The sequence below is a fragment of the Devosia sp. genome, from assembly GCF_965229025.1.
Classification (GTDB): Bacteria; Pseudomonadota; Alphaproteobacteria; order Rhizobiales; family Devosiaceae; genus Devosia_A.
The window spans coordinates 3,253,864-3,268,339 of the sequence record NZ_OZ245853.1 but is presented as its reverse complement, the minus strand read 5'-3'; the positions used below and the strand labels follow the sequence as shown (position 1 = coordinate 3,268,339).

Genomic DNA, 14,476 nt, shown 5'->3' with positions numbered 1-14,476 from the left:
AGTCAGTCTCGGCTCTGGTCTGTCTTGTCACTGGGTGGGCTTGGCGTCGAGGGCCGCTTTGCCGCTGCAGCAATCACCAGCCAGCCGCCCCAGACCAGCAGCCCGCCCACGATCAGCCACGGGATGCTGAGCGCCCCCAGGCCGTACATGTCGCGGGCTGACAAACCGTCCAGCGCAAACATGCCGCCGAAGAACAGCGTGCAAAGTCCCGGCAACAGCAGCGCGATGCCGCAGAGCGCAACGATGATGCGGATGAAGGTGTTTATCGTACCGCCTCCTCAGCAAACTGTCGATCGAGCTTCGCCCTGATCCCGTCGATGCTCTTGTCCCGATAAAACAGATTATAGGTCTCGAATGGGATGATCTGGCCGTTCGGCGTCACGAAATGGATGCAACTGCGCTTGACGCTGGCGACCGAGAAATTGTGCCGGTCCATGAAGCCGATCACCGCCACGCGGAAGATCGAGGCATAGTCGAGCCCCTGTGGTACCGGCACCTCAGGCAGGCAGCAGAGCAGCGCCGACATCCGCTCGGTGATCGTCCCCTCGCCCACCGAAAGTGAGAACAGCTCGAAGATCCGCTTCTGCAGCTCGGGATATTTCTCGAACGCCACCGTGTTGGGCATCGTATCAAGCAGCACATCATGCGGAATCATCGAGGTCACCGGCACCACCTGCCGCCCGTTCCTGAGCCCATAGCCGATGGTAATCGCGTCGGGGTTGCAGGGCAGCGGGATCATGTCGGTTTCGCCGAACAGCCCATGCTCGTCGATGATCCGCCGCCGCACTTCCGACAGCACCAGCCGGTTCTTCCGTGGCGCGAAATCCTCGTTCCGCCCTGTGTCCTGGATCGGCTGGAAGGTGACGCCGCGCACGCAGGACCAGCCGAGCGCATGGTCGATGATCGCCGCCACCTCATGGTCATTGACGCCCTTTTTCAGCGTGCAGACCAGCGTCGTCGAAATCCCGTGCTGCTCCAGCGCCTCCAGCGCCTTCTGCCGGATCCGGCGCAGGTCCGCGCCGCGGATCGTCATCAGCGCCTCGCGCTCAAGGCTGTCGAACTGCAAGTAAATCTCGAGCGAGGTCTTCCGCTCGGCGAGCGCCGCAACGAACTCCGGATCATTGGCGATCCGCACCCCATTGGTGTTGATCATCAGATGCCGGATCGGCCGGCTCTTGGCCGCATCGATAATGGCGAGGATATCGGGGTGGATCGTCGGCTCGCCGCCCGAAAGCTGCAACAGGTCCGGCTCGCCCTCATTGGCAACCAGCGCGTCCATCATCTTTTCGATGGTGTAGAGCGGCAGGCTGGCGGTGGTTGCGGGGGATGACCCGGCAAAGCACACCGGGCATTCGAGGTTGCAATGCTCGTTCACCTCGATGATCGCGAGGCACGAGTGCTGCTCGTGATCGGGGCAGAGCCCGCAATCATAGGGGCAGCCGTAATGCGTGCGGCTCTGCAGCGCCAGCGGCCGGTCTCCGGGCTTCAGAAAGTCCTTCTGCCACTTGAAAAAGCGCGCATCGGTCGAGACCAGCACCTTCTGCACCCCATGCGTGCGGCAGCGCTTTTCGTAGTAGACCTCATCACCCTCGATCAGGATCTTGGCCGGCACCAGGCTGAGGCATTCGTCGCAGAGCGACGTCGTCTCGCCATAAAAGATGTAGGGCTTGACCTTCCGGACTGGCTCAATTGCCTTTGGCATCTGAAAGTTCATTGAATTGGCCCCTCAACATGAACAACGCATAGGCAATGAGCAGTAACGACGTCAGATGAAAGACTGACAGATTGCCAACAACGGCGCCATAGGGCTTCAAAAACTCCCAGGCGAAGCGCTGAGTGCCGTACCAGAGCACCACCACCGGAAAGCCAATGCTCACCGGCCATCGCCGACCCCGCACCAGCGCCACCACATAGACCAGCGCAAAACCGGCCATCGCTGCAGTCTCATAAAGCTGCACCGGGTGCCGCAGCACCCCATCGCCGAAATCATGCCCCCAGGGCAGATCGGTTTGGATGCCATAGGTGAAATCGTCCATCCCCGCGAGAAAGCACCCGATCCGCCCCACCGCGATCCCAACTGCCAGCGGCAGCGCAAACACCGCGCCGGTCCGCACCCGGATACCCGTTGCGAGCTTGTAGGCCTCGACCCCGACAATGGCGCCAAACAGCGCCCCTTCGATCGACCGCCCGATCCCCGGCTGCCCGCTGAGCCACAGGTTCAGCGTCCCCAGCCCAAACGCCCCGATCGCCGCACCCACCAGCAGCGCCGCATAATAGGGCCCACGCTGCCGCTGCCCCAACGGAAACACCACCGGCGACCAGCGCCTGAGCGCCAGCGCCGTGGCAGTCCCTGCCAGCCAGGCCAGCACATCGAAAATCGCATGAATATCGATTGGCGTGTCCCCCAGGCGCCGCGACTAGAACAGGTCCATCTGCCCGCCGCCACCAGCCACCTTCTTGGGCTTGGGCTGCACGTCCGCGGCGCTCGGGTCAATCGGCCGGATCAGCTCCGGCCCCTCGGCCCTGGCCGACCCGATCGCCTTGCTGACGGGATGGTACTTCAGCGAGCCCTCGGGCAGCGGCAGCGCCAACTGGGTCGCGGCCTTGGCGTCGATGTCACGGGTATTGAGCCACAGCTCGATCGTCTCGCCCTGAAGGATCGCCGGCATCCGGTCATAGACCGAGGAAATCTCGAGATTGGGTTCCACCGTCACGATGCAGGCGGTGTCGACCTCCTCGCCCTCCGGCCCCGCCCATTGCGAATAGAGCCCGGCAAAGATCATCGGCGAGTCGTCCGCCATGGTGATGTAATAGGGCTGCTTCTTGCCGTCCGGCCCCTTCATCCATTCATAGTAGCCCGAGGCGGGCACGATGCAGCGGCTGTTGCGCACCGCGTTCCGGAACGAGGGCTTGTCGGCCATCGTCTCTGCCCGCGCATTGATCAGCAGCGTGAACTCCCGCGGGTCCTTCACCCAGGTCGGCACAAACCCCCAGCGCACCAGCTGGATGGTGCGGCGCCCGCCTTGCTCCCAGATCACGGCGATAGGCTGAGTTGGGGTGATGTTGTAGCGCGGCGGGAAGTCGATCGCATTCAACAGCCCGAACAGCTCTGCCATCATCTCGGGCGGCAAGGTCGCCGCATAGCGTCCGCACATCGGTGCACACTCCCTCTTCACCTCCAAGTTAGGTGCTTGCCGCTTTTGCCGCAAACCCCGAAACTCAGCGTCATGACTCTCGCCCTCCCCAATGCCGCCAGCGTTGCGCTGCTCCATAAGTCCGAAGTGCTGCTCATCCAGCGCGCCCGCGCCCCGTGGCTGGGGATGTGGAGCCTGCCCGGCGGCCGGCTCGAGCCCGGCGAAGACGCCGAAACCTGCGCCACCCGCGAACTCAAGGAAGAGCTCGGCCTCGCCGTCTTTGCGCTGCGGCCGGTGATGCGCCTCAACCTCGGCGAACAGAACCGGTTCCTCCTCCAGGTCTTCGGCACTGAGGCCTTCGAGGGCGAGATCGTCCCCAATGACGAGATCATGGCCGTGCGCTGGGTGCGCTCCGACGGGCTCGACACGCTCCCCACTACCCCGCACCTCGGCGAAGTGCTGCACCGCGCCTTCCGCCTCTTCGATCGCAGTTGAGGCGAGGGGGTGTTTCGACTACCAATGCCCGCCATGCTGAACCTTCGCCCTCTCCGCGCCCTTCTGCTCTGCCTGCCGCTCCTCAGCGCGACACCGGCATTCGCGGTCGATCCGCCCTACGAGACGGAAATGGAGCGGCTCTCGGAAGTCCTGGGCAGCCTCTATTTCCTCGCTCCGCTCTGCCGTCCTGCGGACAAAGCCGATTGGCGCGCCGAAATGGCCGACCTCATCACCCTCGACCAGCCTGACGATGATCGGAAGCAACGCCTTACCGGTGCCTTCAATGCGGGCTATGGGGCTTATGCGCGGCTTTACCGCACCTGCACCGTTTCCGCCGCGGAAGCGCTGACCCGGCTCCTTGTCGAAGCCGAGAAGACGGCACGGGAAATCCACGCGCGCTACGCCGAATAGGTTGCCAGCGGCCGCCGCCTGTGGATTAAGGATAATTGCAGACTGCGTATTAACCTTTTGCTCACGTCTGGGGCGCGGCGCCCGACCCGAAATGCTAGGCCCGATGTCATGAAGCCAACCAAGACTCAGATCACCCCCGCCGAAATCGGCCTGCTCGCGGACGAGGATTCCGCCGAGCGCCAGGTGGCGCTGGAATATCTCGCCGAAGCCTGGAATGCCGCCGAGGACGATGGCGTCGAATCGCTCGCCCTCGCCCATGCCTCGCTTTTCGCCGCGCTCACTTCGCTGGTCGAGCGCCACGGCGAACAAGCCACCGCCGATCTGGTCGCCACCCTCCCCGACCGCCTGCGCTCCGGCGAATACAACCTGACCCGCTCGCTGCAGTAAGCAATTCCCCTCACCCGTCTCGGCCTTTGGCCGATCCACCCTCTCCCCGACGGGGAGAGGAATGCGCTGTGGCTCGATCCGGGCACCATTCTTCTCCCCGTCGGGGAGAAGGTGGCGCGCAGCGCCGGATGAGGGGTCTTTCTACAGCGCCTCCAGAAACCGCATCGGCTGCCCGACACTCGGCGTCACCAAATCCCCCTGCCACATCACCGTATGGCCCCGCACGATCGTGCCGACCGGCCAGCCGGTGACCGCCACCCCGTCATAGGGCGTCCAGCCGACCCGGCTTTTGACCCACTCATTGCGAATGGTCTCACGCCGCTTGAGGTCGATCACGGTGAGGTCGGCGTCATAGCCCACGGCGATCCGGCCCTTGTTGGCGATGCCGAAAAGCCGGTTGGGGCCGTGGCTGGTCATGTCGACAAAGCGCTCGAGGCTCAGCCGGCCGGCATTCACGTGGTCGAGCATGATCGGCACCAGCGTCTGCACGCCGGTCATGCCGGAATGCGACGCCGGGTAGGCGTGGTCCTTTTCCGCGCGCGTATGCGGCGCGTGGTCGGAGCCGAGGATATCGGCCACGCCATTGGCAACCCCCGCCCAAATTCCCTCGCGATGCGCCGCGTCGCGCACCGGCGGGTTCATCTGCACGTAGGTGCCGAGCCGAGTATAGGCGGTCTCGTCGAGCGTCAGGTGGTGCGGCGTCACCTCGACGCTCGCCACGTCCTTGTGCCCGGCGAGATAGACGATTTCTTCCTTGGTCGAAATATGCAGCACATGGATGCGCTTGCCGGTCTTTCGCGCCAGGTTCACCAGCCGCACGGTCGAGCTCATCGCCACTTCCGGCGAGCGCCACACCGGGTGGCTAGACGGGTCGCCCGGCACGCGCAAACCCTTCCGCGCCTCGAGCATGTATTCGTCTTCCGAGTGGAACGCCGCGCGGCGCGAAATAGCGCGGAGGATCGCCTCCACCCCATCATCGTCGGCCACCAGCAGCGAGCCGGTGGACGAGCCCATGAACACCTTTACGCCGGCACAACCCGGCAGCCGTTCGAGTTCCGTCAGCTCGCCGGCATTTTCGTGCGTGCCGCCGATATAGAAGGCGAAATCGCAATGCATGCGGTTGGTGCCCGCCGCGATCTTGGCCTCAAAGGTCTCGCGGCTGGTGGTCAGGGGGTTGGTGTTGGGCATTTCAAACACACCCGTCACCCCGCCCATCACCGCCGAGAGCGAGCCGGATTCCAGATCTTCCTTGTGCGTCAGCCCTGGCTCGCGGAAATGCACCTGCGTATCGATCACGCCAGGGAGGAGGTGGAGGCCGGTGCAATCGACGATAGTATCGGCACTCGACGCACCCAGACCACCCAGCGCCGTGATGCGGCCGGCGATGACGCCGATGTCGGACTGGTGCACGCCATCCTGATTGACCAGCGTGCCGTTCTTGAAGATCGTCTCGTAGTGCGCCATGTGTCCAACACCTCTCGTTCTTCGGGCATACTGGATTCCCGCCGTCGCGGGAATGACACGGTGAAAAATGACCATCTTCCTCCGCCCCACCCGCGCCGCCTTCCGCTTCTCGGGTCCTGAAGCGCAAAAGCTGCTGTTCGACGTGGTGACCGGGCGGCTTCTCGGCGAGCCCGGCCCCGCCGTCTGGTGGGCGCTGCTCTCCCCACAGGGCAAGGTCCAGGCCGAAGGCCTCAGCGGCTGGACCGAAGACGCCTTCTGGCTCGATGTCGACCAGTCCGTCGCCGATGCGTTCTTCAAACGCATGAAGATGTACCGGCTGCGCGCCGCCGTCCAGATCGACGACCTGCGGGAAACCCACTCCGTCGGCTGGAGTGATGGGGAGGTCTCCACCGGCATCGCCCACGCCGATCCCCGCGCCGGCGGCCTCGGCACCCGCATCATCGCACCGAAGGCGGAGGCAGTAGGCTGGGAGGACGGCAACGCCGTCTTTGCGTCAAAGCGCATCGCGGCCGGCGTGCCGGAGCAGGGGCCCGACTTCCCCACAGATGCCACCTTCGCCCACGATATCGGCCTCGACCTGTTGGGCGGCATCGATTTCCTCAAGGGCTGCTATATCGGCCAGGAGGTCGTCTCCCGCATGAAACACCGCGGTACCGCCCGCCGCCGCCCGGTACTCGTCTCCGGCGTTACCTCAGTTGCGGGCACGCCCGTCATCGCCAACGGCCGCGAAGCCGGGGTCCTCGGTGAAGTGGTGGGCGGCAAGTCCGTCGCCATCCTCCGCCTCGACCGCATCACCGACCCCGCTGCCGTCACCGTCGGCGACCAGCCCGTCACCCTCACCCTCCCCACCTGGGCCACCTACCAGTTCGGCGAAACCGCTGAGGACTAATTCTTCTCCCCGTCGGGTAGAGTTCTGAGTGCTCTTGCAAAGCTCCAGTGGAGCTTTGCAGCGAAGAACGCCCGTCAGGCCACGCCTGCGGGCTACGGGCGCGCAGCGCCGGATGAGGGGCCTTCCCTTTCTGTTCCCGAATCAGCCCCTCGCGACTAGCGTCGCGCTCTGGGCATCTGGGGGCGAAAATGGCGACAAAACCGCGAGCGTGGCAGCGCATGCTGAGCGGGCGGCGGCTCGATCTGCTCGATCCCTCGCCGCTCGATGTCGAATTGACCGATATCGCCCATGGCCTCGCCCGCGTCGCCCGCTGGAACGGCCAGACCGTCGGCGACTATCCGTTCTCCGTCGCCCAGCATTCGGTGCTGGTGCTTGAAATCTTCAAGGCGCTGAACCGCGACGCCGACGCGCGCGCGCAGCTCTATGCCGTGCTTCATGACGCCCCCGAATACGTGATGGGCGACATCATCTCGCCGTTCAAGGCGGCCATGGGCGGAAACTACAAGGATGTCGAAAACCGCCTGCTCGGCGCCGTCCACGTCCGCTTTTCGCTCGGCGCCATGCCGGCAGCGGCGCTGCAAAAGCAGATCAAGAAGGCCGATCGTGAGGCCGCCTATCTCGAAGCAGTGCACCTCGCCGGTTTCGGTCCGGAAGAAGCGCGCAAATTCTTCGGCGAACCGAGCTTCCCAGTCTTCGAACTCGAAGCCTTCGACCGCCTGATCCGCCCCTGGCCGACGCGCGAAGCGCACGACCGCTTTGTCTCCGCCGTCGAGGATCTCTCGGCTGCCCTCCCCGCCTGAGACGCAGTTAAATTAACCTTAACGGCTGTTCCATTTTGACGCAGTTTTCCCAGTATGGTTGATGAAGAGTTAATTTCATCAGGCAATTGGAATATCGGCGATGGACGAGACTCGGACGATCATGCTGGTCGGGGGCATTTTTGGCCTCGCCGCGCTGGCGCTGGCCCTGCCCAGCGTTCTGCCGCCCGCCATCGCCAACGAAGAGCCAGCCCGGACGCTGCTCTCATCCGGCAACGAGATTTTCCCACCACCGCTCAATCCCGAGGGGCTGGTGAAGTGGAATTTCAAAACTGACCCGGGCATCGCCACCGAGCCGCTGAAGCAGTCGATGGTCAAGAAGATCGGCTATGGCAGGGTCGAAACGGTGGAAATCGTCGAGACTGCCAGCGGCGTCTACTCGTCCGATGCCCTGACCGACCCCCATATCAAGTATCCCGGCATCCACACCAAAAGCCGCCACTCGCCGTTTACGAAATTATTCGTCTGGAGCGGCCGCCACTGGGCGCTTGCCGCACCATTCAGCGCGGGCTCGTTCACCACCGTGGTGCCGTTCAAGGGCGGCCGGCTGGTCATCCGCGACGGCAATACCTGCGCCTTCACCAAATATACTGCGGCCTGCTGACGGTCAGAGCTTTTTGGGCGCCGCCTCGGCGACGCTCGATCCGCCGATCGTCACCTGCCGGATCGAAAGTGCAAACTCGCTCGTCCCATCGGCGTTAAAGCGAAACACCCCGTCACGACCGTTGAACCCGGCCGGCAGCGTCAGCAGCGTCCGGTCATAGCGCGGCGTGCCCTTGGAGAGCGACGAGGCGTTGGCGAGAATCGTCGCCGTATAGGCAAGCGTCGCAAACGGATGCGGCACCGCGCCATATTTCGCCTGGTACTCGCCGGTCAGCGCCTGTAGCCCCGTCGCGTCGACCGCAGGAAAGATCGCCCCGGCCAGCGACGTCGTATTGGCGATCGACGCATCATTGTTCCAGTCCGCCGAGCCGATCAGCTGCACGCTGCCAGTCGCGATTCCCGCCTCAAGCAGCAGGTTGGCAATGCTCGGTGCCGTCGCGCGATCGGGGATGAACAGCGTATCGATCTGACCCGCCTGCAATTGCGGCACCAGCTGCGCCACCACATTGCGAACCTCGGCCTCCGACGAGAAATTATAGACCGCGCGGGTGTTCAGCCCCAGATCCGCCGTCGCCTGCTGGAACGCGCCCTGCTGGATGCTCCCGAACGCAGTGGTCGGAAACACCCCTGCAAAAGCTTTCTTGCCGATCTTTTTGGCGTAACTCATCGACCGCCGCACTTCAGTCTCAGGCAGCACGTTGAGCAGATAGACCCCGGGCGACGCCGCGCCGGTATTGTTGGAGAACCCGATCACCGGAATGCCGGCGGCCTTGGCCACCTGTCCCGCTGCCGTCACCTGATCGGCCCTGAGCGGCCCGAGGATCAGGCTGGCGCCTTCCGACACCGCCTCGCTCGCCGCCTGCGCCGCGCCTGCAGCCGTTGCGCCGGTATCCTTCAGCACCACGGTGATGTTTTCCCCGATATTGGGGCTCGTCTCGACGAACTGCATTGCCAGTTCCGAGGCATTCGCCATCGAGGTCCCGACGGTAACGAGGCCCGGATCGCCCGACAGCGGCAGCAGCAGCGCGACGCGCACCTCGCCCTTGCCATAGGTCTTGCCGGCGACCTTGGGCAGCGCCTGCCCTTGTGTTCCGCCCGCGCCGGGGCCCGCCGGGCCGAAGGAATAGTCGCCCATCGAGCAGCCCGCCAGCAGCGCTGCAGTGGCAAGGCCAAGGCCAAAGCCCCGCAGCCCGCGCGTCATGTCGCTCAAACTGCTCTTTGCCACTTGCTTTGCCTTCATCGTTTCCCGCAACCTGCCCTCGCCGGGCGCCCCTCCCGCGTCTATACAGAATCGCGCCCGGTGCATAAAGGGCGAGCATAACGTGCTGTTAACGATTGGGGACCGGCTTGGACGACAAAGCGAACGGCTTTTTCATCGCCGGATCCCCCTTCACCGCCCCGCCGCTCGCGGCCGGCCTCCACATCGTCTCGACCCCCATCGGCAACCTTCGCGACATCACCGTGCGCGCGCTCGAAACCCTTGCTGCGGCCGATCTGGTGCTCTGCGAAGATACCCGCCATTCGGCCACCCTCCTCGATCACTATGGCATCCGCACGGCGCGCCGGTCGCTGCATGAACACAACGAGCGCGAACGGGTCGCCGAAGTCGTGGCGCTGATCCAGTCCGGCAAGGCTATTGCGCTAATCTCCGATGCCGGCACCCCGCTCCTCTCAGACCCAGGCTTCCCGCTGGTGCGCGGGGCACGTGAGGCGGGAGTGGATGTCTTCGCCGTCCCCGGCCCATCGGCCCTGCTCGCCGCCCTCGCCATCGCTGGCCTCCCCACCGACAGCTTCAGCTTCATCGGCTTTCTGCCCGCCAAATTCGAAGCGCGCGAACAGACCGTGCTGGCCCTCGCCCCCCGCCGCGAAACCCTGGTGTTCTACGAATCCCCGCGCCGCCTCGGCGAAATGCTCGCCGCCCTCGCCCGGCAGTTCGGCGATACCCGCGAGGCGGCTGTGGCGCTCGAACTCACCAAGCGCTTCGAACGCGTCAAGCGCGGCACGCTGGCCGAACTGGCCGAGGCCTTCACCGACGCCGAAACCAAGGGCGAAGCCGTGGTGGTGGTCGCCGGTGCCGAGGAGCGCGAAATCGACGTCTCCGAATGGCGCCCGGCGCTGGCCGAACTCTTGAAGACCCAGCCGCTGCGGGGCGCTGTGGATGACATCGCCGCCCGCTATGGGCTCAAGCGCAAGGAGGTCTACGATGCCGCCCTCGCCCTCCGGCAACAGGAGTAAGCCGCGCCTCGCCGCCGAACTCTTCGGCCGCCGCGGCGAAACGCTGGCGGCCTGGTACCTGCGCCTTAAGGGCTACCGGATCATCGCCACCCGCTACAAGACTCCGATCGGCGAGATCGACCTCATCGCCCGCCGTTTCGGCGTCACCGTCTTCGTCGAGGTCAAATCGCGCCAGCGCCGCGACTCGCTCGCCGACGCGCTTTCCGCCGTCAACCCGCGCCGCATCACCCGCGCCGCGCAGTACTTCACGGCCCGACACCCGGCCCTCGCCCACTCCGACATGCGCTTTGATGTGATTTTCCTTGCGCCCCTCTCTTGGCCGCGCCATGTCAGGAACGCTTTCGACGCCAGTTAGGACCCACCCGATGTCCCTCAAGATCGCCGTCCAGATGGACCCCATTGCCTCGATCAATCCGGCAGGGGATTCCACCTTTGCCATGATGCTAGAGGCGCAGGCGCGCGGCCACGTGGTCCACTACTATGTGCCTGGTACGCTGGCGTTGCGCGACAACCAGGTCTCGGCTGACCTCGCGCCGATCGAAGTGTTCGACAGGCCCAAGGGTGAGCATTACGCGCTCGGCGCCTTCGCCCGCGCCGACCTCGCCACATACGATGTCGTCCTGATGCGTCAGGATCCGCCGTTCGACATGAACTACATCACCATCAGCCACATCCTTGAGCGGCTGCACCCCAAGACCTTCGTGGTCAATCCGCCGGCCGCCGTGCGCAACGCGCCCGAAAAGATCCTCGTCACCGAGTTCCCCGAGCTGATGCCGCCCACCCTGGTGACCCGCGACCGCGCGCTGATCCATGCGTTCAGGAAGGAACACGGCAACATCATTTTAAAGCCGCTCTACGGCAATGGCGGCGCGGGCGTCTTCTTCCTCCAGGAGGGCGACCAGAACCTCGCTTCCCTGATCGAGCTCTTCGAGCAGAGTTTCCGTGAGCCCTTCATGGTGCAGAAGTACCTGCCCGATGTCCGGAAGGGCGATAAGCGCATTATCATTGTCGACGGCGAGCCGGTGGGCGCCATCAACCGCGTGCCGGCCGATGGCGAGGCCCGCTCGAACATGCATGTCGGCGGTCGCCCCGAACTCATCGACCTGACGCCGCGCGACCGCGAGATCTGCGCCACCATCGGCCCGGCGCTGAAAGAGCGCGACATGATCTTCGTCGGCATCGATGTGATCGGCGACTATCTCACCGAAATCAACGTCACCAGCCCCACCGGCATCCGAGAAATCAAACGCTTCGGCGGCCCGGATATTGCTGTGCTGATCTGGGACGCGATTGAAAAGCGGCGGAAATAGAAACGGGCCGCACACAGTGCGGCCCGCTCGAAGTCTGCAGCGATCAGATCAGAACGCGAAGCGCACGCCGACCAGTGCGTTGAGCGTCGGGTACTGAATGTCGTACCCGTTTGCATCGATCTCGCTGAAGGAATTCTGGTACTTGAGTTCACCGAACAGCGACACGCCATCTGTGACATGCGCACGGGCACCAATCGCCACCTGATAGCCGGCGCCGACGCCGCTGTAATCGTCGCTATAGTAGACAGTATTGATAACGCCAACGCCCACTGCGCCGTAGACTTCGAACATGTCGTTGACGGGTACGCTGTACTCGCCATTGATCATGAGGCTGTAGTTCTCTACGCCATAGTCCTCGGTAGAATAATTGCCGCCGGACTTCATGACGTCGAGTTCAACGGCAAGGCCCGGCACGGGGGTCATGAGACCGAAAGACGCGCCAAATGCGGCGGCAGCGTCCATGTCGTAGTCGGTGCCATTATATGTGGAACTGCCTTCCAGCGTCGCGCCACCATAAATCTCGAAGTAGAAACCGCTGACGCCAGTGCTCGCTGCCTGCATTGCGGGCTCATCAACGATGAGGTCAGCTGCGGTAGCATGGCCCGCCAACATGGCACCGGAGAGGATCACAGCAGTCGAGAGAAGGAACTTTTTCATATTGAAGCACCCAAGTTTTCACTGACCTCCAGATACAGGAGTCGTTCCTAATCGAAACTTACTTCGGCCAAATCGCATCAAGTTTGCCGCTTTGCCGTTGCAGGATAGTCACAGCTTTGCCTCTCTACCGGACATGAACTCCGCGTTCGCCCGAGCGGACTGGCGAAGTGGGCGCCGATGCGGCATGTTTGAGGCATGCCCATAGACATCTTCCTCCTCGCGCTGACCACGTTCTTTGCCACCATCGGGCCGGCAGACCTTCTGGTCGTCTACGCCGCCCTGACCCACAAGAACACGCGAGCCGAGCGCAACGCCATGGCGCTCCGCGGCACCATCATTGCCGGCGTCATCCTGCTGTTCTTTGCGATCTTCGGCGATCTCCTGCTGCGCATGTTCGGCATCACGTTGCCGGCGCTGCGCATCGCTGGCGGTATTCTGCTGCTGCTGATCTCCATCGACATGGTGTTCGCCCGCCATTCGGGCGGCACCGGCACGACGCCCGAGGAAGAAAACGAAGCGCAGGGTCGCGCCGACATTTCGGTGTTCCCGCTGGCGACGCCCCTCCTTGCCGGGCCAGGCGCGATCAGCGCCGTGATCCTTCTGACCACCGGCACAGGCGGCTTCAACCTTGCCTGGTTCGCAGTGGTCGGCGCGCTGCTGGCGATCCTCGCGCTTTGCTATGTCGTGATGCGGCTGGCCAACCCGATCACCCACATGCTCGGCATCACCGGCCTCGCTGTGGTCAACCGCGTGGTGGGCGTCCTGCTGGCAGCGCTGGCCGTGCAGTTCCTGCTCGATGGCATCAAATCCAGCGGCCTGTTGGGTGCCGTCGCAGCAGCCGTCTCTTGAAACGGAAAAGGCCGTAGCTTAAGCCACGGCCTTCCAAAATCCTGTCGCCAGTGTGGCCTTACTTCTTCTTTGCCGGCGCGGCAGTCGCCGTGTTCAAGCCCGCTGTTGCCAGCACCTTCGGCTTTTCCTTCTTGGGCTTTTTGGCTTCCTTGTTCGACTTCAGTTGACCTTTAGCCATCGTGCTTCCCCTTTTGAGCGGTTGCGCCGGCGCCATCCGGCAAATCACCTCCAAAAGCTAGGCCTTGGGCGATGCACTGACAAGGGTAGCCACGCCAGAGCGTGCTATTTCATGCTGCGGCAACGGCCCTGCGCGGTAAGGACCTCGACCATTCTCGGGTCGCAGCCGGTCAGCTGGAACGTCACCCAGTCGTCGGGCGTGCCGTAGAACGAGTTGCGGTCCACTTCGGCGTTGATGCCCGACATCGTTCCAGTCTGCGTCCACTGCCAGATGAGGTACGGCCGGCCGTGATAGCGAGTGTGGGGCTCAGCGGCGGTCGAGCGCAGCCAGAACGGGTTGTCGAACTGTTCGCCCTCAAGGATATCGCGGTGAAACGTCATGTCGGTGTAGATCACCGGCACCTTGCCCGTATGCCGCTCCATCGCCGCCAGCATCACGCGCACTTTTTCGAGGATGTCGGCGCGATCATGCTTGTTCTTGCAACTCGAGGCATTGTTCCACTCGAGGTCGAGCACCGGTGGCAGCGCGTCGTCGTCATTGGGAACATTGGCAACGAACCAGGCCGCTTGTTCCGAAGCAAGGCTGCACCATGTCATGAAATGATAGGCGCCGAACGCCACCCCGGAAGCACGGGCGCGCTTCCAGTTGTCGTAAAAACTGGGGTCGATGTAGTCCTTGCCCTCGGTCGATTTCATATAGACGAAGTGCACGCCGCCAGCCTTCACCTTGTCGAAGTCGATCCGGCCCTGATAGCGCGCCACGTCCAGCCCCTGCACCGGCAGGCCCCAGGCCCGGCGCACGCCCTCGTGCGGGTCGTTGTCGCCCGGCACCCCCAAATGGCTGCTGGGCGAGCGGCCGCAGGCCGCCAGCAACACCAGCAGGCAGAGCATCGCCAGCGTTCTGGCGGTGTACGAAACGGGGCGGGCGTAGGCGGAGGGCATGCTGAACCGGCTCGCAAAACGAAAATCTGGAGCCTTTGATTCAACATGTGCGGCTTAACGAAACCTTGCGCTAACCCTTTGACATTCCAGCATGGTTAACGCCAC

The 14,476-nt window shown here is 63.9% G+C and carries 18 protein-coding genes; 10 read left to right on the top strand and 8 right to left on the bottom strand.

The annotated features are described in order from the left end of the window. Window positions 1–2 precede the first annotated feature (2 nt). From ACO06J_RS15830 to ACO06J_RS15815, 4 genes are read right to left on the bottom strand one after another with little or no spacing between them, the layout of a single operon-like run. On the bottom strand, window positions 3–215 hold the full coding sequence (locus ACO06J_RS15830; RefSeq protein WP_421761680.1) for a hypothetical protein: 213 nt from the start codon (window positions 213–215) through the stop codon (window positions 3–5). 47 nt (window positions 216–262) lie between these two features. Then, window positions 263–1,702 carry a radical SAM protein gene (locus ACO06J_RS15825; protein WP_421761679.1) on the bottom strand — a complete coding sequence of 480 codons (1,440 nt, stop codon included), beginning with the start codon at window positions 1,700–1,702 and terminating at the stop codon, window positions 263–265. After that, window positions 1,686–2,369, bottom strand: coding sequence for a prolipoprotein diacylglyceryl transferase (locus ACO06J_RS15820; protein ID WP_421761678.1), 684 nt, complete (start codon window positions 2,367–2,369; stop codon window positions 1,686–1,688). The genes ACO06J_RS15825 and ACO06J_RS15820 overlap by 17 nt, the downstream gene beginning before the upstream one ends. A gap of 48 nt (window positions 2,370–2,417) precedes the next feature. Then, window positions 2,418–3,155 carry an SOS response-associated peptidase gene (locus tag ACO06J_RS15815; protein ID WP_421761677.1) on the bottom strand — a complete coding sequence of 246 codons (738 nt, stop codon included), beginning with the start codon at window positions 3,153–3,155 and terminating at the stop codon, window positions 2,418–2,420. A gap of 72 nt (window positions 3,156–3,227) precedes the next feature. Between ACO06J_RS15815 and ACO06J_RS15810 the strand changes: the two genes are divergently transcribed. The 3 genes from ACO06J_RS15810 (at window position 3,228) to ACO06J_RS15800 (ending at window position 4,427) form a co-directional block, all read left to right on the top strand. After that, window positions 3,228–3,629 (top strand): NUDIX domain-containing protein, encoded by a 402-nt coding sequence (locus ACO06J_RS15810; protein ID WP_421761676.1) that lies wholly within the window; start codon window positions 3,228–3,230, stop codon window positions 3,627–3,629. A 24-nt stretch (window positions 3,630–3,653) separates the two neighbouring features. Continuing rightward, complete coding sequence (locus ACO06J_RS15805; RefSeq protein ID WP_421761675.1) at window positions 3,654–4,040, top strand: TIGR02301 family protein; 387 nt, start codon at window positions 3,654–3,656, stop codon at window positions 4,038–4,040. 108 nt (window positions 4,041–4,148) lie between these two features. Then, complete coding sequence (locus ACO06J_RS15800; RefSeq protein WP_421761674.1) at window positions 4,149–4,427, top strand: hypothetical protein; 279 nt, start codon at window positions 4,149–4,151, stop codon at window positions 4,425–4,427. Between the two features lie 141 nt (window positions 4,428–4,568). Here the strand turns inward: ACO06J_RS15800 and ACO06J_RS15795 are convergent, their stop codons facing one another. After that, entirely contained in the window at window positions 4,569–5,891 is a 1,323-nt protein-coding gene (locus tag ACO06J_RS15795; RefSeq protein ID WP_421761673.1) for a dihydroorotase, read from the bottom strand. Between the two features lie 67 nt (window positions 5,892–5,958). Between ACO06J_RS15795 and ACO06J_RS15790 the strand changes: the two genes are divergently transcribed. The 3 genes from ACO06J_RS15790 to ACO06J_RS15780 all read left to right on the top strand — a co-directional run bounded on the left by ACO06J_RS15790 (window position 5,959) and on the right by ACO06J_RS15780 (window position 8,202). Continuing rightward, complete coding sequence (locus ACO06J_RS15790) at window positions 5,959–6,780, top strand: YgfZ/GcvT domain-containing protein (protein ID WP_421761672.1); 822 nt, start codon at window positions 5,959–5,961, stop codon at window positions 6,778–6,780. Between the two features lie 188 nt (window positions 6,781–6,968). Further along, complete coding sequence (locus ACO06J_RS15785; protein ID WP_421761671.1) at window positions 6,969–7,580, top strand: hydrolase; 612 nt, start codon at window positions 6,969–6,971, stop codon at window positions 7,578–7,580. Window positions 7,581–7,680: 100 nt separating this feature from the next. Continuing rightward, window positions 7,681–8,202 carry a hypothetical protein gene (locus ACO06J_RS15780; protein WP_421761670.1) on the top strand — a complete coding sequence of 174 codons (522 nt, stop codon included), beginning with the start codon at window positions 7,681–7,683 and terminating at the stop codon, window positions 8,200–8,202. Window positions 8,203–8,205: 3 nt separating this feature from the next. Here ACO06J_RS15780 and ACO06J_RS15775 read toward each other — a convergent pair whose 3' ends face one another. Beyond that, the gene (locus tag ACO06J_RS15775; RefSeq protein WP_421761669.1) at window positions 8,206–9,426 is read right to left on the bottom strand and encodes a penicillin-binding protein activator; all 1,221 of its coding nucleotides are present in this window, start codon (window positions 9,424–9,426) and stop codon (window positions 8,206–8,208) included. Window positions 9,427–9,548: 122 nt separating this feature from the next. Here ACO06J_RS15775 and rsmI point away from each other — a divergent pair, with 122 nt between their 5' ends. Genes rsmI through gshB form a run of 3 tightly spaced genes read left to right on the top strand, consistent with a single transcriptional unit; the run spans window position 9,549 to window position 11,746 of the window. After that, window positions 9,549–10,436 carry a 16S rRNA (cytidine(1402)-2'-O)-methyltransferase gene (gene rsmI, locus ACO06J_RS15770; protein WP_421761668.1) on the top strand — a complete coding sequence of 296 codons (888 nt, stop codon included), beginning with the start codon at window positions 9,549–9,551 and terminating at the stop codon, window positions 10,434–10,436. Continuing rightward, window positions 10,405–10,791 carry a YraN family protein gene (locus tag ACO06J_RS15765; protein WP_421761667.1) on the top strand — a complete coding sequence of 129 codons (387 nt, stop codon included), beginning with the start codon at window positions 10,405–10,407 and terminating at the stop codon, window positions 10,789–10,791. Before rsmI ends, ACO06J_RS15765 begins: the two co-directional genes overlap by 32 nt. 10 nt (window positions 10,792–10,801) lie before the next feature. Next, window positions 10,802–11,746, top strand: a complete 945-nt coding sequence (gene gshB / locus ACO06J_RS15760; protein ID WP_421761666.1) for a glutathione synthase — start codon at window positions 10,802–10,804, stop codon at window positions 11,744–11,746. 48 nt (window positions 11,747–11,794) lie between these two features. Here gshB and ACO06J_RS15755 read toward each other — a convergent pair whose 3' ends face one another. Further along, a complete protein-coding gene (locus ACO06J_RS15755) occupies window positions 11,795–12,403 on the bottom strand; it encodes an outer membrane beta-barrel protein (protein ID WP_421761665.1) in 609 nt (202 codons plus the stop codon). 195 nt (window positions 12,404–12,598) lie between these two features. Here ACO06J_RS15755 and ACO06J_RS15750 point away from each other — a divergent pair, with 195 nt between their 5' ends. Further along, entirely contained in the window at window positions 12,599–13,252 is a 654-nt protein-coding gene (locus tag ACO06J_RS15750; RefSeq protein ID WP_421761664.1) for a MarC family protein, read from the top strand. A 282-nt stretch (window positions 13,253–13,534) separates the two neighbouring features. Here the strand turns inward: ACO06J_RS15750 and ACO06J_RS15745 are convergent, their stop codons facing one another. Next, on the bottom strand, window positions 13,535–14,371 hold the full coding sequence (locus tag ACO06J_RS15745; protein ID WP_421761663.1) for a GH25 family lysozyme: 837 nt from the start codon (window positions 14,369–14,371) through the stop codon (window positions 13,535–13,537). Window positions 14,372–14,476 lie beyond the last annotated feature (105 nt).